This window comes from Lactobacillus isalae (genome assembly GCF_947539375.1).
In the GTDB taxonomy this organism is placed as follows: domain Bacteria; phylum Bacillota; class Bacilli; order Lactobacillales; family Lactobacillaceae; genus Lactobacillus; species Lactobacillus isalae.
The window spans coordinates 424770-446552 of the sequence record NZ_OX443569.1 but is presented as its reverse complement, the minus strand read 5'-3'; the positions used below and the strand labels follow the sequence as shown (position 1 = coordinate 446552).

25 protein-coding genes are annotated in these 21783 nt (G+C 35.4%); 4 read left to right on the top strand and 21 right to left on the bottom strand.

Annotated elements, in window-relative coordinates; all coding sequences use genetic code 11:
• Nucleotides 1-7: 7 nt before the first annotated feature.
• The 7 genes from QM512_RS02115 to QM512_RS02085 all read right to left on the bottom strand — a co-directional run bounded on the left by QM512_RS02115 (nucleotide 8) and on the right by QM512_RS02085 (nucleotide 5983).
• A complete protein-coding gene (locus QM512_RS02115; RefSeq protein ID WP_282805886.1) occupies nucleotides 8-799 on the bottom strand; it encodes a phosphatidate cytidylyltransferase in 792 nt (263 codons plus the stop codon).
• Nucleotides 800-825: 26 nt separating this feature from the next.
• Nucleotides 826-1545, bottom strand: a complete 720-nt coding sequence (locus tag QM512_RS02110) for an isoprenyl transferase (RefSeq protein WP_282805885.1) — start codon at nucleotides 1543-1545, stop codon at nucleotides 826-828.
• Nucleotides 1546-1563: 18 nt separating this feature from the next.
• Nucleotides 1564-2121: a ribosome recycling factor gene (gene frr, locus QM512_RS02105; protein ID WP_282805884.1), complete on the bottom strand. Its 558-nt coding sequence runs from the start codon at nucleotides 2119-2121 to the stop codon at nucleotides 1564-1566.
• On the bottom strand, nucleotides 2121-2846 hold the full coding sequence (pyrH, locus tag QM512_RS02100) for a UMP kinase (protein WP_004895268.1): 726 nt from the start codon (nucleotides 2844-2846) through the stop codon (nucleotides 2121-2123). The genes frr and pyrH overlap by 1 nt, the downstream gene beginning before the upstream one ends.
• Before the next feature lie 109 nt (nucleotides 2847-2955).
• On the bottom strand, nucleotides 2956-3981 hold the full coding sequence (gene tsf, locus QM512_RS02095; protein ID WP_282805883.1) for a translation elongation factor Ts: 1026 nt from the start codon (nucleotides 3979-3981) through the stop codon (nucleotides 2956-2958).
• Between the two features lie 37 nt (nucleotides 3982-4018).
• Nucleotides 4019-4804, bottom strand: coding sequence for a 30S ribosomal protein S2 (gene rpsB / locus QM512_RS02090; protein WP_282805882.1), 786 nt, complete (start codon nucleotides 4802-4804; stop codon nucleotides 4019-4021).
• A 156-nt stretch (nucleotides 4805-4960) separates the two neighbouring features.
• Nucleotides 4961-5983 carry a GIY-YIG nuclease family protein gene (locus tag QM512_RS02085; RefSeq protein ID WP_282805881.1) on the bottom strand — a complete coding sequence of 341 codons (1023 nt, stop codon included), beginning with the start codon at nucleotides 5981-5983 and terminating at the stop codon, nucleotides 4961-4963.
• Nucleotides 5984-6051: 68 nt separating this feature from the next.
• Here QM512_RS02085 and QM512_RS02080 point away from each other — a divergent pair, with 68 nt between their 5' ends.
• A complete protein-coding gene (locus tag QM512_RS02080) occupies nucleotides 6052-6666 on the top strand; it encodes a lysophospholipid acyltransferase family protein (RefSeq protein ID WP_282805880.1) in 615 nt (204 codons plus the stop codon).
• A 67-nt stretch (nucleotides 6667-6733) separates the two neighbouring features.
• Entirely contained in the window at nucleotides 6734-7915 is a 1182-nt protein-coding gene (locus tag QM512_RS02075; RefSeq protein ID WP_282805879.1) for an SAM-dependent methyltransferase, read from the top strand.
• Between the two features lie 51 nt (nucleotides 7916-7966).
• Here QM512_RS02075 and QM512_RS02070 read toward each other — a convergent pair whose 3' ends face one another.
• The 4 genes from QM512_RS02070 to QM512_RS02055 all read right to left on the bottom strand — a co-directional run bounded on the left by QM512_RS02070 (nucleotide 7967) and on the right by QM512_RS02055 (nucleotide 12135).
• Nucleotides 7967-9760, bottom strand: coding sequence for an ABC transporter ATP-binding protein (locus QM512_RS02070; protein ID WP_282805878.1), 1794 nt, complete (start codon nucleotides 9758-9760; stop codon nucleotides 7967-7969).
• Entirely contained in the window at nucleotides 9753-11516 is a 1764-nt protein-coding gene (locus tag QM512_RS02065) for an ABC transporter ATP-binding protein (RefSeq protein ID WP_282805877.1), read from the bottom strand. The genes QM512_RS02070 and QM512_RS02065 overlap by 8 nt, the downstream gene beginning before the upstream one ends.
• A gap of 76 nt (nucleotides 11517-11592) precedes the next feature.
• Nucleotides 11593-11814 carry a YneF family protein gene (locus tag QM512_RS02060; RefSeq protein ID WP_003649044.1) on the bottom strand — a complete coding sequence of 74 codons (222 nt, stop codon included), beginning with the start codon at nucleotides 11812-11814 and terminating at the stop codon, nucleotides 11593-11595.
• 72 nt (nucleotides 11815-11886) lie between these two features.
• On the bottom strand, nucleotides 11887-12135 hold the full coding sequence (locus tag QM512_RS02055) for a DUF896 domain-containing protein (RefSeq protein ID WP_004895283.1): 249 nt from the start codon (nucleotides 12133-12135) through the stop codon (nucleotides 11887-11889).
• A gap of 137 nt (nucleotides 12136-12272) precedes the next feature.
• Between QM512_RS02055 and lexA the strand changes: the two genes are divergently transcribed.
• Nucleotides 12273-12896: a transcriptional repressor LexA gene (gene lexA / locus QM512_RS02050; RefSeq protein WP_282805876.1), complete on the top strand. Its 624-nt coding sequence runs from the start codon at nucleotides 12273-12275 to the stop codon at nucleotides 12894-12896.
• Between the two features lie 40 nt (nucleotides 12897-12936).
• On the opposite strand, the gene QM512_RS02045 is transcribed toward lexA, so the two are convergent.
• Together QM512_RS02045 and QM512_RS02040 are read right to left on the bottom strand one after the other, a co-directional pair.
• Nucleotides 12937-13575 carry a uracil-DNA glycosylase gene (locus tag QM512_RS02045; RefSeq protein ID WP_282805875.1) on the bottom strand — a complete coding sequence of 213 codons (639 nt, stop codon included), beginning with the start codon at nucleotides 13573-13575 and terminating at the stop codon, nucleotides 12937-12939.
• On the bottom strand, nucleotides 13559-13957 hold the full coding sequence (locus tag QM512_RS02040; RefSeq protein ID WP_394358302.1) for a bis(5'-nucleosyl)-tetraphosphatase: 399 nt from the start codon (nucleotides 13955-13957) through the stop codon (nucleotides 13559-13561). The genes QM512_RS02045 and QM512_RS02040 overlap by 17 nt, the downstream gene beginning before the upstream one ends.
• Nucleotides 13958-14188: 231 nt before the next feature.
• On the opposite strand from QM512_RS02040, the gene lepB reads away from it, so the two are divergent.
• Nucleotides 14189-14830, top strand: a complete 642-nt coding sequence (gene lepB, locus QM512_RS02035; protein ID WP_282805874.1) for a signal peptidase I — start codon at nucleotides 14189-14191, stop codon at nucleotides 14828-14830.
• 94 nt (nucleotides 14831-14924) lie between these two features.
• Here lepB and rplS read toward each other — a convergent pair whose 3' ends face one another.
• From rplS to ftsY, 8 genes are all read right to left on the bottom strand, one after another.
• Nucleotides 14925-15275, bottom strand: a complete 351-nt coding sequence (rplS, locus tag QM512_RS02030; RefSeq protein WP_282805873.1) for a 50S ribosomal protein L19 — start codon at nucleotides 15273-15275, stop codon at nucleotides 14925-14927.
• Nucleotides 15276-15388: 113 nt separating this feature from the next.
• Entirely contained in the window at nucleotides 15389-16111 is a 723-nt protein-coding gene (gene trmD / locus QM512_RS02025; protein ID WP_282805872.1) for a tRNA (guanosine(37)-N1)-methyltransferase TrmD, read from the bottom strand.
• On the bottom strand, nucleotides 16101-16622 hold the full coding sequence (rimM, locus tag QM512_RS02020) for a ribosome maturation factor RimM (RefSeq protein WP_282805871.1): 522 nt from the start codon (nucleotides 16620-16622) through the stop codon (nucleotides 16101-16103). Before rimM ends, trmD begins: the two co-directional genes overlap by 11 nt.
• A 68-nt stretch (nucleotides 16623-16690) precedes the next feature.
• Entirely contained in the window at nucleotides 16691-16963 is a 273-nt protein-coding gene (gene rpsP / locus QM512_RS02015) for a 30S ribosomal protein S16 (RefSeq protein WP_003647505.1), read from the bottom strand.
• Between the two features lie 87 nt (nucleotides 16964-17050).
• The gene (gene ffh / locus QM512_RS02010) at nucleotides 17051-18481 is read right to left on the bottom strand and encodes a signal recognition particle protein (protein ID WP_282805870.1); all 1431 of its coding nucleotides are present in this window, start codon (nucleotides 18479-18481) and stop codon (nucleotides 17051-17053) included.
• A 1-nt stretch (nucleotide 18482) separates the two neighbouring features.
• Complete coding sequence (ylxM, locus tag QM512_RS02005; protein ID WP_282805869.1) at nucleotides 18483-18824, bottom strand: YlxM family DNA-binding protein; 342 nt, start codon at nucleotides 18822-18824, stop codon at nucleotides 18483-18485.
• A 147-nt stretch (nucleotides 18825-18971) separates the two neighbouring features.
• Nucleotides 18972-20396 (bottom strand): C69 family dipeptidase, encoded by a 1425-nt coding sequence (locus tag QM512_RS02000; protein ID WP_282805868.1) that lies wholly within the window; start codon nucleotides 20394-20396, stop codon nucleotides 18972-18974.
• Between the two features lie 39 nt (nucleotides 20397-20435).
• On the bottom strand, nucleotides 20436-21782 hold the full coding sequence (ftsY, locus tag QM512_RS01995; protein WP_282805867.1) for a signal recognition particle-docking protein FtsY: 1347 nt from the start codon (nucleotides 21780-21782) through the stop codon (nucleotides 20436-20438).
• Nucleotide 21783: the final 1 nt, after the last annotated feature.

Below are 21783 nucleotides of genomic sequence, written 5' to 3'. Positions count from 1 at the left end.
AGTTCTCCTATAAAATACCCATAAATGCAACAACAGGTAATACAAAAAGCATACTGTCGAAACGATCTAGGATTCCTCCATGTCCAGGCAGGATCTTGCCTGAATCTTTTACTCCATAAAAGCGTTTATAAGCTGATTCAACCAAATCTCCCATTTGCCCAATAATTGACAAGAAGAAAGCCAACACAATCATCATCACATTGTTTCTGCCAGTTGGAACTAAAGCAACATAAATTGCTGCAACAATTACAGCACAAATAACTGCACCAATTGATCCTTCCCACGTTTTATTGGGACTAATAACTGGCCATAATTTATGCTTTCCAATTTTACGTCCTACCATATAAGCTGCAATATCAGTTGACCAAACTACAGCAAATACATAGCCTAAAATTGCTAATCCAAGATGCGCATTTCTAATGGCCGCCATGAAGTGAAAACCAGTACCAATGTATAAAGCGGCAAGAGTATATACTCCAGCATCATCAAAGGTTACTTTATTCTTTGACAGAACTGTTCTTACTAGCATAAGCATTACGAAAACATAGAAAATATCGTATTTATTTAAAAATGCTGGTAAGAAATTAAAGAATGAGTCAGGCACTGCCATAGTTAAAGTGGCTAATAAAGCCAATATAAAATCCCAAGAAACAATAATTTGTTTCTTCATAATAAAAATTTCGCTAATTCCAACTGCTGCAAATGCACAAACGAGGACATCAATCCAAATGCCACCCATTAAAACAATTGGAATAAATAAAATTAAAGCTACAATAGCTGTTATTACACGTTGTTTCATTTAAATTTCTACAGTTCTAATAAATTTTATACTTTTCCAAATCGACGATTACGTCCTTGATAGTCTTTAACTAATTCATCTAAATCATTTTTATCAAAATCAGGCCATAATTTATCCGAAAAACTAAATTCAGTATAAGCCATTTGCCACAATAAAAAGTTTGATAAACGTTCTTCTCCAGATGTTCTAATTAAAAGATCAGGATCATCATATGGAGCAAGTGGATGAGTCAATAAGTGATTGGTAACCATCTTTTCGTCAATATCATTAGGATCAATTTTGCCTGCCTTTACTTGACGAGCAATTTCTTGAACTCCGGCTGTAATTTCTCGACGAGACCCATAATTGAAAGCAAAATTTAGTACCATTCCAGTATTATGAGCAGTTTCTGCCATTGCTTTTTGAGTCACTAAATAAGTTTTTTCTGGTAGTTCATCTACAAATCCCATGATGTTTACCCGAACATTATTTTTCATTAATTCAGGCATAAACTTATCGAAAAAGTCGATTGGTAATTTCATTAAATAATTCACTTCATCAGTAGGTCGTGCCCAATTTTCAGTTGAAAAGGCATAAAGCGTTAAAACTTTTATGCCTAATTCATTTGCAGCAAGAGCAATATCTCGAATATTATCCATTCCATGACGATGACCCACAAAACGAGGTAAATGTCTTTTCTTAGCCCATCTACCATTTCCATCCATAATTATGGCTAAATGATTAAGTGGTTTTTTCGTTTCTGACATAGTTTATCAAGTCCTAGATTAACCTTGAGTAATTTCTTGACTCTTTTGGTCAGCTAACTTATCAATTTCCTTAGTAGCATCATCTGTTACTTTTTGAACTTGTTTTTCTAAACTACGTTGTTCATCTTCAGTAATATCGCCATCTTTTTCTTGACGCTTCAAAGTATCCATTGCTTCGCGACGAACATTGCGGACAGCAATTTTTCCTTTTTCAGCTAACTTACCAACTTGCTTAGCGATCTCTTGACGACGTTCACCAGTCAATTGTGGAATCACAATTCTGATTACAGTACCATCGTTAGCTGGTGTAATACCAAGATCAGAAGCTAAAATTGCATGTTCAATATCATCTAAACTTGATTTATCATATGGGGTTACCATTAAAACACGTGCTTCAGGAATACTTACACTAGACATTTGTGTAAGGGGAGTTGGAACTCCATAATAATCAACTTTAATTCCATCTAATAAGCTTGCATTAGCAACGCCCGCACGAATACCGCCTAATTCCTTTTGGAAAACAGCGATAGATTTTTTCATGTTATCTTGTGCTTTTTCAATTACTTCATTAGCCATTATTTATCACCCTTAATTACAGTACCAATATTTTCGCCCATAACAACTTTCTTGATATTACCAGGCTTGTTAACATTAAAGACAACCAAAGGAATATTGTTATCCATAGATAATGAACTAGCAGTACTATCCATTACCTTTAAGTTCTTAGAAATCAAATCAAGTTGAGTTAATTCAGAATATTTCTTAGCGTTTGGATCAACTTTAGGATCAGCTGAGTAAACCCCATCAACACCATTTTTAGCCATTAAAATTACATCAGCGTTAATTTCTGCTGCTCTCAATGCAGCGGTAGTATCAGTCGAGAAGTAAGGATTACCAGTACCACCACCAAAAATAACTACACGGCCCTTTTCTAAGTGGCGAACAGCCTTACGACGGATATATGGCTCAGCAATTTGACGCATCTCAATTGATGTTTGAACACGTGTTGGAACACCCAAGTTTTCTAACCCATCTTGTAATGCCAAACCGTTCATAATAGTAGCAAGCATTCCCATGTAATCAGCTTGGGCTCTTTCCATACCTAAGTTTGCGCCTGTTTCACCGCGCCACATATTTCCACCGCCACATACAATGCCGATTTCAACACCCATGTCGTGAACAGACTTAATTTCTTCAGCCAAGTGCTTAATAACTTCTGGATTAATACCAGTTCCTTTCTCACCGGCTAAAGCTTCACCTGAAACTTTTAAAATGATACGTTTGTACTTAACTTGACTCATAAATTTACCTCCTCATATGCTTTTACCATTTTACCATAAAACCACTGCAATATATTATACAGAAAAAAAGGGAGTAGCGCTTAGCGTTACTCCCTTTTTAAGTAAAATATTACTTCATTTGTTCACGTACTTCAGCAGCAAAGTCTTCTTGCTTCTTTTCAATACCTTCGCCAACTTCGTAACGTTGGAAAGCAACTAACTTAGCTCCCTTTTCCTTTAAGAATTCACCAACAGTCTTGCTGTCATCCATGATGTAATTTTGTGATAAAACTGCAAATTGCTTATCAACTTGAGTGTTGTCATCAATAAAGCGTTGCATTTTACCTGGAATAATCTTATCCCAAATCTTTTCAGGCTTACCTTCTTCTTTAAGTTCAGCCTTGATGTCTTCTTCAGCTTTAGCTAAGATTTCATCACTTAATTGTTTTGCAGAACCATAAACAAGGTGTGGTAATGGCTTCTTGTTTACCAAAGCACGGCTTTCGTTATCTTGATCAATCTTGTGGTTCATCACAGCTAATTGATCAGTAATGAATTCATCGTCTAATTCATCAGGAGAGATAACCTTAGGACTCATAGCAGCAATATGCATTGCTAAGTGCTTAGCAGTTGCAGCATCAGCACCTTCTAAAACAGTGATAACACCGATTTGACCACCATTGTGTTGGTAAGCACCAAATTCTTGATCATCAGTCTTTTCTTCTAAAGCGAAACGACGTAAAACGATCTTTTCACCAATAGTAGCAGTTGCATCTACAAATGATTGAGCTAAAGTAGTGCCATCAGCCATCTTTAATTCTTCAGCTGCTTCCATGTTAGCTGGTTTACCTTCAGCAATAGTCTTAGTTGCTGTATTTACCAAGTTAACAAACTTATCGTTTGAAGAAACGAAGTCAGTTTCTGAGTTAACTTCAGTAATAGCTGCAACATTACCATCAACGTAAACACCAGTTAAACCTTCAGCTGCAACACGGTCAGCCTTCTTAGCAGCCTTAGCCATACCCTTATCACGAAGATATTGAACTGCCTTGTCCATGTCACCGTCAACTTCCACTAATGCTTTCTTTGCGTCCATGACACCAGCACCAGTACGTTCACGTAATTCCTTAACTAATTGAGCAGTAATTTTTGCCATTAATATGTCCTCCTACAGAACTAACAGTAAAAACAAATTAGTCTTCTGACTTTTCAACAACTTCTTCGATAGATTCTTCTTCACCATCTTCAGCTGCAGCCTTGTCAGCCATTTCTTTTTCAACGTCTTCGCTATCGTCTTGACCTTGCTTACCTTCGATAATTGCGTCAGCCATAGCACCTGAAATCAAACGAATTGCACGAATTGCATCGTCGTTTGCAGGAATAACAACGTCGATTGGATCTGGATCAGTGTTAGTATCAACCATAGCTACTACAGGGATACCTAAAATGTTTGCTTCGTGAACTGCGATCTTTTCTTTTTTAGGATCAACAACGAACATAACATCTGGGATTCTTGGCATATCTTCAATACCACCTAAGAATCTTTCAAGTTTTTCCATTTCCTTAGTCAAAAGTGCAACTTCCTTCTTTGGTAATACGTCGAAAGTGCCATCTTCTGACATTTGTTTTAATTGCTTTAATCTCTTAACACGGCTTTGGATAGTAGTCCAGTTAGTCAAAGTACCACCTAACCAACGTTGGTTAACGTAGTATTGACCTGCACGTGTAGCTTCTTCTTTAACAGCATCTTGTGCTTGTTTCTTAGTACCAACAAACAAGAATACGCCACCGTCTTGAGCAACTGCCTTAACGTAGTTGTAAGCGTCATCTAACATTTTAATAGTCTTTTGTAAGTCAATGATGTAGATTCCGTTTCTTTGAGTGAAAATGTAAGGAGCCATTTTTGGATCCCATCTTCTAGTTTGGTGACCAAAGTGGACACCTGCTTCAAGCAATTGCTTCATAGTAACAACTGTCATAAAAAATTCCTCCTGGTTAATTCCTCTCAAGAGGTCGTATTAAATTCTGACCAATAAAATTGGCACCTAGGAATCTAATCGCTCTTGATGTGATATAAATTTAAATATGCAAAATGCATACTTGAACATTGTAACTAATTAAGCTCGTAAATGCAATTAAAATTTTACATTATGTTCTTTTAAAAATTCTTCTTTCCATTTTCGTGAATGATGCTTAAACCAATATTCTCTTTTTAAAGCTAATCTTTTATCTTCAAATTCTTCATGGTAGATCATTTTTACTGGCCGACGCGTCTTAGTATATTTAGCTCCTTTTCCTTCATTATGCATTTTTAAACGATGCTTTAAGTCATTAGTAAATCCACCATAAAAACTACCATCATTACATAATAAGCAGTAAAAATAATACTTTTCTTTATCAGCTTTTGCTTCTTTATCTTCAGAAATAATTTTTTCTATTTCAGGTGTAAAAGATCCATCCTGCTTATGAACTACAATTGCATCCCTTAGAACTAGTCCATCGCTAGCGGTATTTCTAATTGCCTCTACTACCACTAAATTTGAATCTGCATTTCTCTTTGATACAAAAGGCTGAACCCACTTCACACTTAAATTATTATCTAGACAATAATGCATAATCTCACCTAACCGCTCAGGACGGTGAACCATAAACATTTTTCCCTTCATCTTCAGCATGTCACTTGAAACTTTTATTATTTGCTCAAGATTAATCGCAAGCTCATGTCTTGCTAAAGCTTTTTTCTCATCAGGATTAATTACATGTCCCTTGGGAACTTTAAAGTAAGGAGGATTTACGACAACCATGTCATACTTATCCTTACCTAGTTTTTTCGGCGCATCTAAAGCATTTAAATTGTGTACTTCAATTCTATTTTCTAGCTTATTCAACTGAATACTACGCCTTGCTTGATCAGCCATTTCTTCTTGAATTTCAACCGCATCATAGTGTGCCCGATTAAAGTATGACATATAAATACTCGCTGCTGCATTACCGCTGCATAGATCTACAACTCGATAATTATCATGAATTTTTTCTTGAGCAAAATAGCCAAGAAGAAGCGTATCTAAAGAAAAAGAAAAAGCATCTTTTTCTTGAATAATACGTAAATCATCATTATACATATAGTCAATTCGTTCATTAGGTTTTAGTAGATCCATTTTCCATACCCTTCTAAAAATTCTTTGCTGTATTGTATAATACTATACATAAAATTGGAGGAAACACTATGTTTTATAAAATTATTCGTCCTATTGCTCGCTTTATCGTGTGGATACTTAATGGACATTTGCATGTTCATCACAAGGATCGCATTCCAAAAGGAAATTACATTCTAGTTGCACCGCATAGAACTTGGTGGGAACCAATTCTTTTTGCTCTTGCCGCTAGTCCCATGGAATTTATGTTTATGGCTAAAAAGGAACTTTTCAAAAATCCTATCTTGCGTTTTATTTTAGTTCATGCACATGCGTTTTCAGTAGATCGAGACAATCCCGGTCCATCAGCAATTAAAATTCCAGTTAAGGGATTGCGAAAAAGCGACCTATCTTTAATTATCTTTCCATCCGGAACTCGTCATTCTGAAGAGCTTAAAAGCGGTGCTTTTGTAATTGCAAAAATGGCTAATAAACCATTAGTTCCGGTTGTCTATCAAGGCCCTCTCACTTTTAAGGGCTTACTGAAAAGAAAACCATTAGATATTTGTTTTGGTGATCCAATCTATATTCCTCGTAAAGAAAAAGTTAACAAGGACACGACACCGGCTTTGTATAAACAATTAGAAGAAGCATGGGATAAATTAGATAAGGAGCAAAATCCTAATTTTCACTATGTTGCAAAATAAATTTTTTATTATTTAAGTTTTTTAGTGTTAGAATAACATAGTCTAATGTAGAAAAGGAGAATCAGTAATGTTAGAAAAACCTTTATATAAAATGATGCTTAGTCATTCATTCAATATTCCAGTAAAAGTTACCTACTGGGATGGAAAATCAGAAGTCTATGGAAATGGCACACCGGAAGTGGAGGTTATTTTTAACAAAAAGATTCCTTTTAAAGATATAACAAGTAATGCTTCCTTAGCTTTAGGTGAAGCTTACATGAACAAAGATCTTGAAATTAAAGGAAGCATTCAGCAATTAATTGAAGCAGCTTATGAAAGTAGCGAATCTTTCATGCGTGCTTCAAAATTCAGAAAATTCTTACCAAAGCAAAAGCATACTGAAAAGCAAAGTCAAGAAGATATTCAAAGTCACTATGATATTGGAAATGACTTCTACAAGCTATGGCTTGATCCTACTATGACTTATTCATGTGCTTACTTCACTAGTGGCAACACTGATGATCTTGAAGCAGCACAAATTGCAAAAGTTCATCACATTCTTCAAAAGTTGGATCCTAAGCCTGGTAAGACTTTGCTAGATATTGGTTGCGGTTGGGGAACCTTAATGTTAACTGCAGCTAAAGAATATGGACTTAAAGTCACTGGGGTTACTTTGAGCCAAGAACAATTCGATCTTGTAAACAAAAAAATTAAGGATATGGGGCTTGAAGATCAAGCAGAAGTTTTACTTGAAGACTATCGTGAATTAGGTAATCGCGATTTTGACTATGTAACTTCTGTAGGTATGTTTGAACACGTTGGCTCAGAAAACTTAGGCGAATACTTCAAGGATGTCGCTAAATACCTAAAACCACATGGTGTTGCATTAATTCATGGAATCACTCGTCAACAAGGTGGAGCAACCAATGCTTGGATTAATAAGTACATCTTCCCAGGCGGTTACATTCCAGGCTTAGTTGAAATTGTTTCTAGAATTGAAGAAGCAAACTTGCAAATTGCCGATATGGAAATGCTTCGTCGTCATTACCAAAGAACTCTTGAAATTTGGGATAAAAACTTTAACGATCACCGTTCTGAAGTTGAAGGAATGATGGGCGAACGTTTTGCAAGAATGTGGGATATGTATTTACAAGCTTGTGCAGCTTCCTTTGAATCAGGTAACATTGATGTTATTCAATATCTATTAACCAAGGGACCATCCGGTAAGAACTTACCAATGACTCGTCAATACATGTTAAATGACAAGTAATTTAAATAAACTTTAAATTGAAAAAGACTCGGTCAATTGACCGAGTCTTTTTTACTTATCACTATTTTGTTGCAGTCTATACAGATTGTAATAGTAACCTTTCTTTTCTAGTAATTCTTCATGCGTTCCCCGCTCAACGATTCTTCCCTTATCTAAAACAATAATTTGATCAGCATCGGCAATCGTTGAAAGGCGGTGAGCAATTGCTAATGTTGTTCTTCCTTGACGAAGTTTTTTCAAACCTTCTTGTATCAAGTTTTCCGTCTCAGTATCAACATTAGCAGTTGCTTCATCTAAAACTAGAATTTTAGGATCTGTTACTAACGTTCTAGCGAAAGAAATCAGCTGTCTCTGACCTTGACTAAGTTCTGATCCACCCTCAATTACTTTGGCATGATACTTACCAGGCATTTTTTCAATAAATGAATCTGCCTGTACCGCTTTGGCAGCTTTTTTTATTTGCTGATCAGTAATTTTTTCATTATATAAGCGGATATTAGAAGAAATATCACCATAAAACATAAATGGCTCTTGCAAAACTAATCCTAGTTTTTTACGTAATTCTTCCTTCGAAAACTTTCTAATATCAGTATCATCAATCAGAACTTGCCCACTACCAAATTCATAGAACCTCATCATTACATTGATAATTGAACTTTTACCTGATCCAGTATGACCAACAATTCCTAATGTTTCACCGGGATTGACTACAAAAGATACATTATGCAAAATTTCATGCTTTCCATCATAAGAAAAACTAACATTTTTAAATTCAATTTTTCCTTTGGAAATCACTGCATCTTTATCAGCCTCTTGTCTTGGTTCATACTCCGTTTCATCCATAATTCGAAAAATACGTTTTCCAGCTACAATACCATCTTGAAAGAAAGTCATTCGATCCATCATGGTAGAAATAGGATTGAAGAACTGCTGTACATATTGAGAAAATGCATATACAATTCCGGCCGGAACAAACGTCTTTTGTAGTGGAAAACCGAAGTACATTAAAACTAAGGCCAAAGCTAAAGAATAAAGCAAACTAGTCATTGGAGATAAAAGAAGCGAATTTACCCTAATCATGTTAAATCGAGTTCTCATTAAGGTTCCGTTTTCATCTTCAAAGTGTTTTGTCATTCTCTTTTCCTGCTTAAATTGCTGGATTAAAGATACGCCTTCAATAGATTCATTTAAATTAGTATTAATTCTACTAAGTCGTTCACGAAAACCACGATATAGTTTGGAACTTTTTTGCGTATAAATCCAAAAGACTAAACCTAAAATCGGTAAAAATAGTAACACAATTAAAGCTGCAACTTTATTTGTCACATACATTGCTACAAAGGCAGTTACTAGTGAAAACACGCCAATTACGACTTGACACAACACCCCTAAGAAATCACTCAAAGTCATCGTATCATTAGTAACTCTTGAAACAATTGAACCAGCTGGCGTCTGATCAAAATATCGCATCCCTAAACTATGAAGTTTTCGATATAAGTCTTTTCTAACGCTTTCAAGAGTCTTCTCTGCGCCTAATGCATATAAATATTGATAAACAAACTGTAAAAGTGCCTTAATAATCGTGCCAATACCATATAATAATCCGGCCCAAATAATAATCTGAACAGTTGCCTTTTGTTTAATTAAATAATTATCTAGGAAAAATTGCAGTCCTCTTGGAAGCAACATATTAATTACACTTACCAAAAAGGCACCAAAAATAGCAATTCCCATCTCCACTTTAAAAGGTTTCACATATTTTAAAACACGCTTAAAAATCTGAACTTGCTCTTTAAAAGGGATAGCCTTAGACCAAACTGATTTTGATTCTTCATTATTATTCATCTACTTCACCCACCTTTGCCTGTAATTCTTGCTTACGCCACATTTCAGCATACCAACCATTTTGGGCTAGTAAATCTTTGTGTTTTCCCCTTTCAACAATTTTTCCATCTTTTAAGACTAAAATTAAGTCAGCATCCATCACAGAAGTTAATCGGTGAGCAGCAATTAAGGTCTTTTTTCCCTTTCTTTCTGACTTAAGAGAATCCAAAATAGCAGTTTCAGTTTTTGCATCAACTGCAGAAAGAGCGTCATCTAAAATCAAAATTGGACTTTCTTTTAATAAAGCCCTGGCAATTGATAAACGTTGTTTTTGTCCACCAGATAAAGAAACCCCATTTTCGCCTACTAAAGTATGATAGCCAGCTGGCATTTGCATAATATCATCATGCAAATCACTCTTTTGAGCCGCAGATTGAATTTTATTTTTTGCCGCATCTTGATCAGAAAATGCAATATTATTTTCAATTGAAGTCGAAAATAAGAAATTATTCTGCGGTACATAAGAAATCTCATTTAAAAGTAGCTTTAACGGAATGTTTCGAATATCATATCCGCCTAGAGTGATTTTCCCATTATATTTATCAAATTCTCTAAGCAAGAGTTCAATAATTGTAGTCTTTCCAGCTCCCACTTTCCCTACTAATCCCAACGTTTGTCCTGGCTTTAGAGTAAAATCAATGTTTTGTAAGACTGGTATTTCTTTTTCATCAGGATAGGCAAAGGACTTAATGTCATATTTTAAATCACCTTGAATATCTTCAGCAGTTAAAGTTTGATCAGCATTTTCATCCGTAATTTGTGGTCTTTCATATAAAAGACGCTCAACACGATCATACGATGCCGATCCACGCTCTAAAATATTGAATAAATAACCAATTGCAAACATTGGCCAAACCATATTTGAAATATAGGCAATAAATGAAACTAGTTGACCAACTGATAAAGTATGGTTGGTTACTAATAAACCACCATAGATAATAGTAATTACGTAAGTTGCACCAATAATTAATGTACCCAATGGATCAAACATTGAGTCCCATTTAAATACTTTTTTATTAATTTGAATAGTTTCATCTACCATTTTGTTAAAAGTGGCCGAATCTTGCTCACTTTCGCCAAACGCCTTTAGGACTTTTATTCCAGAAACTGATTCTTGCGTCTTATTGTTCAAATGTGAAAATGCTGCTTGCGACTTATCGAAACTATAATGCAGCTTATCTCCCAATTTCCATGCACCTAAAGCAAGAAATGGAAGAGGCAAAAGTGCAATAATTGTTAGCCGAAAATCTGTAAAGATAATCATCGCAATCATAGTTGTTCCACCAGTTACTAAAGAATCAACTAAGGTCAAAACACCGTCTCCAGCAACATTTTGAATTGAATTAATATCATTAGTTGCATGAGCCATTAAGTCACCTGTCCGATGCCTTTGATAAAAAGTCCGATCCATTATCATGAAGTGCTTAAATAGACGAGAACGCATCTGTTTTTCTAATTCTGCTGCTCCACCCCAGATTTGTTTACGCCAAAAGTAGCGTAGTAAATATAAAACAATGGCAGCCGCAACTACTGCTAAAATTAAAGCTCCATATTCACCCCAACTAATTGAACCCTTATCTAGCTGATCGGCCATTAAACCCAAAATTCTAGGAGGTACCAAATTAGCAATTGAGGTCAAAGCTAAAAAACTAATTCCAATAATGTATCTCTTCTTTTCCTGTTTAAAGAACCAGCCTAATTTGCTAAAAATATTCATCTTTCACCTCACCATATACAAAAAGACAGAGGAATACGATCCTCTGTCTGCTACCAAATATTAGTAAAGTAAGCTACTATTTTTGTTGTTGATGCTTCATCATATTCATAACTTGATTAAGCTTCTTAGCGGATGGTTTTTGTCCCATTTGCGCCATCATAGCTGCAATCATATCTTCACTAATAGGAGGATTGTCTTGGAAATACTTCTTCATGTATGCGCGAGCACCATAAAATCCGCCAACAAGACCGATTAATAATGCGATAATAATAAGAAAAATTGCTAAACCTAAATTCATTTCCCAAAAACCTCCGAAAATTAATGTACTTTTTCAGCATACCAAAAAAATAGCATTTTTTAAAGTGAAATATTAATCTTTTCTTAATCCTTTACGACGTTGTGCTTCTTTAGCTTTTTCTGAAGTTACTTCTTTACCATCCTTATCAATTACAACAGTATCTTCTAATTGTTGTCTAAAACCAGCACGGAAGTTTTCTAGAAAAGCAGATCTTAATTTCTTACGTTCTTCTAACTCATCAGGAGTTAATTCACGTTCTCTACTAATTTTAGTTAATTCATTAATTCGTTTAATTAATTTCTCTTCTTCTTTTTTGTCCATAATAAACACCTCACTAAACAATGTTAGTTTACCCTAATTATAGCAATAAAAAAAGGCTCAACTCTTAAGAACGCCTGTTTGCTGAGAAAGATTTTTTTTGTTAGAATACTATTAAGTAATTAAATGGAGAAAAGATTATGACTGAACCACATGCAAGTAAACAATTAGAAATTTTACGCTTTATATACGATACCGTTGAGGAACGTGCCTTTCCTCCTACAGTTCGAGAGATCTGTAGCGCAGTTGACTTATCTTCAACCTCAACCGTTCATGGTCACTTAGCGCGTCTTGAAAAGAAAGGTCTAATTTTAAAAGATGCTACCAAGCCACGAGCAATTGAAGTAACTGAAAAAGGAAGAGAAGCTTTAGGTATTAAGCCTAAAGATATTCCAGTAGTTGGCGTAGTAACTGCTGGTCAACCAATTTTAGCGGTTCAAGATATCGATGAATATTTCCCACTTCCGCCTGATCTTGAAAACGATGCAGGTGAACTTTTCATGTTGCGTGTTCATGGTGAGTCAATGATCAATGCAGGAATTTTGAATGGCGATCACGTTATTGTTCGAAAACAATCTACCGCAAACAATGGTGAAATTGTTGTTGCAATGACTGAAGATAACGAAGCAACTGTTAAGAGATTCTTCAAGGAAGATGGCTACTATCGCTTGCAACCTGAGAATGATACAATGGATCCAATTATTTTACCTGTGGTTCAAATTTTAGGTAAGGTCGTAGGGCTATATCGTAATAACATCGACTAAAAAACTGGTAAGGAAAATATTTTCCTACCAGTTTTTATTTTTACTTAAGCAATGGTTTTATGTTTAACCAGTCCTGTTTAATCGTCTCAGTTAATTTTCTATTATAAAAAACTGCTGCAGGATGGTATTGCGGAATCACAGTATATTTTTCGTCAGACCAAACATAGCCATCTTTTTTATCGTTTAATTTCAAAATCGGAGTATCTTTGATAATTTGACCGTGTACTTTACTAATTTCATACTTATTGTCTAACAGCCGCATCAAGGCTGTCGTGCCAACAGTTACAATAATTTCAGGTTTAGCATAATTAATTTCATAATCTAATAAAGGTGCATGAGCTAAAATCTCTTTTTTAGTTGGTTTTCGGTTAGGATACTTTGTTACCTCTTTATTTTCTTTTTTACTAAATACCTGTTTAACACTGTAAGGTCGACTTCTGATTGCACTAGTAATATAGACGTCTTCTCTTTTAAGCCCAATTGAAGCTAAGGACTTCATTAATTCTTTTCCCGAAGCACCATGAAAAGGAATTAAAGATTCTATTTCTTCTCTGCCTGGTGCTTCACCGACAATCATCAATTTAGGATGAACAGGACCAGCGCCAAAATTAATGCCTTCTAATTTCATTCCTTTTGATCTTTCCTTTACCTCTGCTAATAGCTTATCTGGATATCTCATTTTCGATATATTCCTGCGCCTTCTTCAAAAGTTCCTTTAATTCTTCGTAGTGTAGACAATTGTTTGCTTCTTTCAAAGTTGCCCATTTGGAAGCTCCAATCTCGCTTTCTTGCAATTTGATTTTCTGGTTAGGGTTAAATTTACTCAGAAAAAGCGTTACAGTCTTTAAACGATCACGAGCGATTTTATAAGTAATACTCTCTTTAAAGCCAAAATCAAAATCTGGTTTTAATCCTACTTCTTCGTAAACTTCTCGTTGAGCAGCTTGAATGTTATTTTCATCATTTTCAAGATGTCCTTTAGGAAAACCCCAGGTTCGATTAAGCATACTTTGAACTATTAAAAACTCTATTTGATTTTCATTATTAATTCGATAAATGATGCTTCCAGCTTAATATTCATGCATCCTTTCATTCCGTCCTCTCTATGTTTTTTGCTACTTGTTTTTATTATAAGCTAAATTACATATTCAGGCCGTAATCAAACTTACTATCTCTTAATTTTTAATTATCTAAATAAAATTAAAATATTCTTCTCTTTTTCTTGTTTAATCGACAAAATGATTATTTAAGGTTACACTTTATGATGAAACAGATTAAATAAGGTGGAAAAATTGAAAAAACAAGAACAAGCTGAAAGTTGGGGCCAATGGATTCTCCAGGTACTAATTTTAGTAGCAATATTTTTCGGTATTTTCTTTGTACTGAATAAATTTGTTTTTGCTAATTTAACAGTATCTGGGATTTCAATGCAGCCTACCTTTGAAAATAACGATCGTGTAATTGCGCTTCGCCATGCTAAGATTAAGCAAGGCGATATTGTAATTGTTGATGCACCAGATGAACCTGGTGCTCTCTATATTAAAAGAGTTATTGGATTGCCAGGAGACACGATTGTAAGTAAAAATAATCAAATTTATATCAATGGTAAAAAGCTTAACCAACCTTGGTTAAAAGCTGGGCAAAAATTGATTGATAATGGTGAAGATGGCGTCTCTGGAACTAAATATACAAACACTCAAAACTTCACTTTAAGTTCTCTAGCAAAGACTCAAAACTATCGTCAATTCTATACTTCAAAGCAGTTAAAGGAAATGCAGAAAACCAATAAGGTGCCTGCAAATACCTACTTTGTCATGGGAGATCATAGAAGTGTCTCAAAAGACAGTAGATATATAGGAACCATTCCAAGAAGTAAGATTGTTGGTGTAGTTAAGATGCGTTACTGGCCATTAAATCATATTACTTTTTATTAAATAAATAAGAGTTTCAAATCGAAACTCTTTTTTTGTAGACAAAAAAAGCCATCTCTTTCGAGATGGCTTTTTAATACTGTCTTGATTAATTGAATTAACCGCGACGCTTTTCAGCAATTCTAGCTGCCTTACCGTGACGTTCACGTAAGTAGTAAAGCTTAGCACGACGTACACGACCGTGACGAAGAACATCAACCTTAGCAACACGTGGGTCGTTTACTGGGAAAGTACGTTCAACACCAATACCAGATGACATCTTACGTACAGTGTAAGTTGCGCTGATACCAGCACCCTTACGCTTAATTACAACACCTTCGAACATCTGAATACGTTCGTGAGTACCTTCTACAACACGTACGTGAACACGAACAGTATCACCTGCACGGAAGTCAGGCATATCATCGCGTAATTGTTCTTTAGTTAATTCTTGAATTAATGGATCCATTATTTTCTCTCCTTCTACGGCATTCATTAACACTCAGTGCCAGCGGAATACCCATAAATCAGTGGCTTATGCCACAACGACTAGTTTACCAAATCAAAAAATGCTTGTAAATACTAATTCTCTTTTTCAAGTTTAATTTCTTCTAGCATTTTCTTTTCTTCGCCTGTTAAATCGCGCTTAGCCAGCATATCTGGACGATGAAGATAAGTAGCACGCAAGGCCTCTTTATGTCTCCATTCAGCGATTTTCTGATGATTACCCGATGTTAATACTTCTGGTACCTTTTGCCCCTCAAAATCAGCTGGACGAGTATATTGCGGATATTCTAAGAGACCGTGAGAAAAACTTTCTTCCACTGGAGAAGCCGCATTTCCTAAGATACCAGGCAATAAACGAACTGTGGCATCAATCATACTCATCGTTGGCAATTCTCCACCAGTGAGGACATAATCGCCGATTGAGACGGTTTCATCAGCTAAATCATATACCCTCTGATCGAAGCCCTCATAGTGTCCACAAATAAAAGTTAAATTTTCTTCTTTTGACCAATCTTGTGCCATCTTTTCGTTAAAAGTCTTCCCTTGTGGTGCCGTGATAATTACTTTTCCTTTATTCGTTAACGAATCCAGTGCTTTTTTTATTGGCATAATTTGTAAAACCATACCGGCACCTCCACCATATGGAGTGTCATCTACGTGATGGTGAACATCAGTGGTAAAATCACGGAAATTAACTAGATTTAACTCCCATTTTTTATCTTCTAATCCTCTTCCTAGCATTGATACCTGCAGTGGCGTAAACATATCTGGGAACAGGGTCAAAACATTAATTTTCATCTCTTAATCCTTCAAGTAATGTTACTTCAATTCTCTTATTAGCTAGATCAACTTTTTTGACTACTGATTCAATATTTGGAATCCAAAAACTTTTACCATGTGTTGGCTTTATCTCCCAAATATCATTGGCGCCAGGTGTTTCAATATTTTCTAACACACCCAATTCTTCACCAGTTTCAGCATCATAGACTGGACAATTCAAAATATCTTTAAAATAGTAGCTACCTTCAGGTAATTCTTGCTGATCAGTTTCTGCTACATCCAATTCTTTACCACAAATCTTCTCAGCTTGATCAATATCATCAATTTTCTCAAACTTAACCAAATAAAATTGTTTATGCCGACGTGCACCTTCTACAATTAACTCTTGGTATTGATCATTATTTTTGATGAATAATCTGCTTCCAGACGCTAATCTTTCCTCTGGAAAGTCAGTTGTTGCATTTACCTTAACTTCTCCTTTTAAGCCGTGAGGAGATAATATTTTTCCAACTTCAAAATACTCAGTCATTGTACTTATTCTTTCTAATAAAAAAAGTTTGGGAAGAGCTTTCCCAAACTTCTAATTGCAATAGTAAATTACTTACCGTACTTTGCGTCGTGGTATCTAGTCATCAAACCAGCTTTTGAAAGTAAGCTTCTTACAGTATCTGATGGTTGAGCACCCTTTTCAAGCCATTCAAAAATCTTGTCTTCTTCAAGCTTAACTTCATCAGGGTTAGTAAGTGGGTTGTAGTAACCAACTTCTTCGATGAAACGACCATCACGTGGCATACGTGAATCAGCAACTACGATACGGTAAAAAGGTTTTCTCTTTGAGCCCATACGGCGCATACGAATCTTAACAGACATTAATTAATTCCTCCTAAATTTCTTGACTTAAATAATATAGCATAAAGTAAAATATGTGTAAAGTGTTTTTCCTTAACAGTTAGGAAATTATTTTGAGCGATAACGCTTGACCTTCTTCATGCGTTTCTTTTTATTTTTCTTGAAACGTTTATTCATCGATCTCATAGCCATCTTACCCATCGGTGAGTTCATTCCTGGCAAATTAGCAAGTTCTCCCATATCACCTTTTGTCATCTTTTGCATCATTTCTTTTGATTGCTTGAACTGCTTAATCATACGGTTAACTTCAGCAATCGATCTACCAGAACCGGCAGCAATTCTCCTTCTTCTTGATGGGTTAAGAATATCAGGATTTTCACGTTCTTCTGGAGTCATCGAATAAACAATCGCCTTAATATGTGCAATTTGTTTTTCCGGAATTTGAATATTCTTTAAAGCTGGATTATTTCCTAGACCAGGAATCATCTTAATAATCTGATCCAAAGGCCCCATCTTTTGTACTTGATCCATTTGATCAATAAAATCATTGAAATCAAATGTATTCTCACGCATCTTTTCAGCCATTTTTTCGGCTTCTTTGGCATCATAATCTTGTTGTGCCTTTTCAATTAAGGTCAACATATCACCCATACCAAGGATACGTGAAGCCATTCTATCAGGATGGAAAGTTGAAAGATCGGTTAATTTTTCACCTTGTCCAGTAAAGATAATTGGTAAACCGGTAACAGCACGAATTGAAAGAGCTGCACCACCACGAGTATCACCATCAAGCTTAGTTAAAATAATACCAGTTAAGTCTAAATCATTATTAAATCCTTCGGCAACTTGAGTAGCTGCTTGACCAGTCATGGCGTCAACAACAAGCAAAGTATTATCCGGGTGAGCAACCTCTGTTACGCGTTTTAACTCATCCATCAGTTGCTCATCGATTTCTAGACGACCAGCTGTATCGATTAAGACATAATCATTCTTATTTTTATCTGCTTCTTCAAGACCATGTTTTACAATTTCTGCCACATCTTGATTGTCTTCACTATAAACAGGTACATCTAATTGTTGACCAATCTGCTTTAGCTGATCAATGGCAGCTGGACGGTAAATATCGCCTGCAATTAGCAAAGGACGAGCTTTTTCATTTTTCATCAAGTAATTTGCTAGCTTACCAACAGTAGTAGTTTTACCAGTACCTTGTAAACCAACCATCATAATAATTGTTGGAATATGAGGAGACTTATTAAGCGAAACAGCTTCTTCTCCCATCATCTTCGTTAACTCATCATCAACGATTTTAATGATTTGTTGGCCTGGGTTTAAACTTTCTTGAACTTCTTTACCTAGAGCCTCTTTTTTAATCTTTTTAATAAAGTCTTTTACAACTTTGAAGTTAACGTCTGCTTCTAGTAAAGCTAACCGAATCTCGCGACTTGCGTCATTAATATCAGCTTCAGAGATTTTTCCCTTACCTGTTAAATTTTTTAATGCTTTTTGAAGTCTTTCACTTAAATTTTCAAAAGCCATACTATTCTACTCCCATTTGTCTTAATAATTTTAAAAGTTCAATCTGAGCTCGATTAATTTTGCCATGTTCAAGGGCATATACAGCTTCAGTAATTTTTTCTTCTATTTTAGTATAATCACGTTTCATATGAAGTTTATCTTCATACTTTTCTAAAGCCTTGCTGCTTCGTTTTAAATTATCATAAACAGCTTGACGAGAGACATGGTGATTATCAGCAATTTCACCTAAAGATAGGTCGTTATAATAATAATCTTCAAAATAATCTTGCTGGCCCTTAGTTAATAAGGGGCCATAGTAAGCAAATAAGTCGCCTAATCTTTCATTTCTTTCAAGTTCATCCATTTTGTCTCACCTTGAACAAGTATAGCAAAAAAAATGTCTTTCTAAAATAAAAGCAATGTACTTTTAAATCAACTTTTAGCTTATTTCTAAAAAAAGAAGGTTAGGCAACTTATTATCGCCTAACCTTCTTCAGCTAATTATCTAAAATTATAAGTTTGGGTCCATCTTAAATGTTAACTTAGACATCTTAATTGCGTCTGTAAACATCTGACCCATTAATTCTTCACTGTCTTCCTTAGTATGAGCAACAGTCTTTTGATTTTCACGAGTTAAGTAATCGGTTAGTTCTTCACCGCTCAAATCTTTGGCATTTTCAATAATCTCTTCAACTCTACCACGGTAGTAACGGTTAAGTTCTTCAAGATACTTGGTATCAAGTTGAACAAATTGAGGATAGTGACTTTCAACTAAAGCAGCAAGAGACTTGTAGTACCACCAAGCATCTTCTTTGTTGTAAGTCATTGAAGTGTTGTTAAATGATGGATCGGTTTCATTCATATTAGCAAAGAATGGAATATATGGAGTAAATGTTGGTCCACCAATACATAACCACATAATGCCAGCCATCTCTTCAGGAACATCGCTTCTAATTTGCAAGATATGCGAGTTTTGAGTTCTGTTTAATCCAATTGGACGATAGCGATGCTTTTCTTCTTCAGTTCCATGACCAAATGGATCAAATGGCGTATCTTGATAGTGAGAACCAAGTGCAAATTCAATATCTTCTTTGGCTAATTTCTTAGAAGCCTTTCTAATGAAAGGAATATCTGGATCTTCAGGATCTTGGTCAATTTCTGGGTTGAAAAGCTTTTGAATATACCATTGGCGGCTAGTGTTATAGTGACGATCTTGTTCAGTATATGTTCCAAAAATGTGACGGAAGTTCCAACCTTCGTGGTCAGGATTCAAATGATGTTCTTCAACAAACTCTTGAATTCCTTCACTCCACATAAAGTTATCAGGATCATCAAAATTAACTTGTTGAATAGCTACTCGATTACCTGTTGCTGCATAGCAGTCGTCAGGAATACGTTGAGCAACCCAGTGGTGACCAGTAACAATTTCCATGTACCAAACTTCATCTTTATCACCAAATAAAACCGAGTTACCAGCAGGAGAACCATATTTTTTGATCAATGAACCCAGGCGCTTAACACCGTCTCTAGCGGAATCAATGTATGGTAAAACTACAGTTTGCATACAATCTTCATCCAAACCATCTTTAACTAATGGATCAAAGGCTAAAGTTCTTTCATTACCATAAGTTGATTCAGTACATGACATTGCAACATTCTTTTGATTAATACCACTTTCGTCGTAGTAACCTAATTTTTTATAGTCAACGTTTGGAACAGCTGGTACTCTTTGAGCATCTTCTGGAAGATCCATTTCAAATTTATTAAGCCAAGACTTAATTTTACGTCCCTTTTCACCATGAGCAGCTGGTTCAATAATAAATTTTTGTGGTGTAATTGCACCAGCTGTATCATCATTACGTGAAATCATTACTGAGCCATCAATTGAGGCTTTTTTACCAACTAGGATAGTTGTACATGCACTTAAATGCTTCATTATTTACTCCTTTTATATTACTTGTAGCTTCACCTATTATTAGATTAATCCTTGGAAGAGACCGATTGCAAATTTTTCTGCATCAAAGTTTGCTAAATCATCAACTTTTTCTCCCAAACCGACTAACTTAACTGGCAAATCCATTTCATTTCTAATTGCTAAAACCACTCCACCTTTAGAGGAGCCATCAAGTTTAGTTAAAACTAATCCTGTAAGCTTAGTAGTTTTATCGAAATCCTTTGCCTGAAGTAAAGCATTTTGACCAGTTGAACCATCAAGAACTAAAAGAACTTCATTAGGTTGATCTGGCAAAATTTTCTTTATTGTACGCTTAATCTTATCAAGCTCGCTCATTAAGTTTACTTTGTTTTGAAGACGACCAGCAGTATCAACTAATAGGAAATCAATTCCTCTATCCTTAGCCTTTTTAACACCATCGTAAACTACAGAAGCTGGATCAGCTTTTTCAGGACCAGTTACTACTTCAACACCATCACGTCTGCCCCATTCAACTAGTTGCTCTACAGCCCCAGCTCTAAAGGTATCAGCAGCTACCATCATAACAGACTTGCCTGAATCTTTGATTCGCTTAGCTAATTTACCAATTGTCGTGGTTTTACCTGCACCGTTAACTCCAACAAACAAGTAAACATTGGGTTTTTCGTTCGGATCATCTGCTAATTTTGAATCCTTACCTTCGCCGCCTTTATCATAAATATCAACTAGTTTTTCGACAATGACCTGTTTTAAGGCGTCGTGACTTTTTGCATTTTGAAGTTTCGCTTCATCCCTCAAAGAATCAGTCAATTGTTCAGCAGTTTCAAAGCCAACATCTGACTCAATTAACAAGTCTTCAAGATCATCAAAAAAGTCCTCATCGACTGTTCTAAACTTAGCAAAAAATGCATTCAAACGGGCACCGAATGAATGGTTAGTCTTCTCTAAGCCCTTATCATAGCGCTCTTGCTCGTCTTCGTCTGAGCTTTCTTCTGAATCTGTTTCAGTAGATTCTTCTACTTTCTCCTCTTCTTCAGTTTCTTCTTGAGAAGTATGGTCTTCCACTTGCTCTTCTTCAGGCTGATCATTTTCGAGTTCAGATTTAGTTGTTTTTTCTTCTACTTCATTTTGAATTTCTTCAAAAGCACTACCAGCATCATTCCACCCTGGTGTTTCATTAGAATTATCTTTTTCTTCAGCTTCGCTAGCTTCTTCTGAATCTGTTAGATCAGTTTCTGCCTCATCATTTGTGTCTTCAGTTTCAATATTTGTCTCAGAATTTTGATCTTCTTCAGTAGATTCTTCAACAGCTGTATTTTCATCTTTTTCTTCTTGATCTTCGTCTTTATGACCAAAAAGAGATTTCTTGATTTTATCAAATAATCCCACT

Coding starts and splice junctions, on each gene's coding strand:
- QM512_RS02115 (WP_282805886.1), bottom strand. CDS start 799: ATGAAACAACGTGTAATAACAGCTATTGTAGCTTTAATTTTATTTATT.
- QM512_RS02110 (WP_282805885.1), bottom strand. CDS start 1,545: ATGTCAGAAACGAAAAAACCACTTAATCATTTAGCCATAATTATGGAT.
- frr (WP_282805884.1), bottom strand. CDS start 2,121: ATGGCTAATGAAGTAATTGAAAAAGCACAAGATAACATGAAAAAATCT.
- pyrH (WP_004895268.1), bottom strand. CDS start 2,846: ATGAGTCAAGTTAAGTACAAACGTATCATTTTAAAAGTTTCAGGTGAA.
- tsf (WP_282805883.1), bottom strand. CDS start 3,981: ATGGCAAAAATTACTGCTCAATTAGTTAAGGAATTACGTGAACGTACT.
- rpsB (WP_282805882.1), bottom strand. CDS start 4,804: ATGACAGTTGTTACTATGAAGCAATTGCTTGAAGCAGGTGTCCACTTT.
- QM512_RS02085 (WP_282805881.1), bottom strand. CDS start 5,983: ATGGATCTACTAAAACCTAATGAACGAATTGACTATATGTATAATGAT.
- QM512_RS02080 (WP_282805880.1), top strand. CDS start 6,052: ATGTTTTATAAAATTATTCGTCCTATTGCTCGCTTTATCGTGTGGATA.
- QM512_RS02075 (WP_282805879.1), top strand. CDS start 6,734: ATGTTAGAAAAACCTTTATATAAAATGATGCTTAGTCATTCATTCAAT.
- QM512_RS02070 (WP_282805878.1), bottom strand. CDS start 9,760: ATGAATAATAATGAAGAATCAAAATCAGTTTGGTCTAAGGCTATCCCT.
- QM512_RS02065 (WP_282805877.1), bottom strand. CDS start 11,516: ATGAATATTTTTAGCAAATTAGGCTGGTTCTTTAAACAGGAAAAGAAG.
- QM512_RS02060 (WP_003649044.1), bottom strand. CDS start 11,814: ATGAATTTAGGTTTAGCAATTTTTCTTATTATTATCGCATTATTAATC.
- QM512_RS02055 (WP_004895283.1), bottom strand. CDS start 12,135: ATGGACAAAAAAGAAGAAGAGAAATTAATTAAACGAATTAATGAATTA.
- lexA (WP_282805876.1), top strand. CDS start 12,273: ATGACTGAACCACATGCAAGTAAACAATTAGAAATTTTACGCTTTATA.
- QM512_RS02045 (WP_282805875.1), bottom strand. CDS start 13,575: ATGAGATATCCAGATAAGCTATTAGCAGAGGTAAAGGAAAGATCAAAA.
- rplS (WP_282805873.1), bottom strand. CDS start 15,275: ATGGATCCATTAATTCAAGAATTAACTAAAGAACAATTACGCGATGAT.
- trmD (WP_282805872.1), bottom strand. CDS start 16,111: ATGAAAATTAATGTTTTGACCCTGTTCCCAGATATGTTTACGCCACTG.
- rimM (WP_282805871.1), bottom strand. CDS start 16,622: ATGACTGAGTATTTTGAAGTTGGAAAAATATTATCTCCTCACGGCTTA.
- rpsP (WP_003647505.1), bottom strand. CDS start 16,963: ATGTCTGTTAAGATTCGTATGCGCCGTATGGGCTCAAAGAGAAAACCT.
- ffh (WP_282805870.1), bottom strand. CDS start 18,481: ATGGCTTTTGAAAATTTAAGTGAAAGACTTCAAAAAGCATTAAAAAAT.
- ylxM (WP_282805869.1), bottom strand. CDS start 18,824: ATGGATGAACTTGAAAGAAATGAAAGATTAGGCGACTTATTTGCTTAC.
- QM512_RS02000 (WP_282805868.1), bottom strand. CDS start 20,396: ATGAAGCATTTAAGTGCATGTACAACTATCCTAGTTGGTAAAAAAGCC.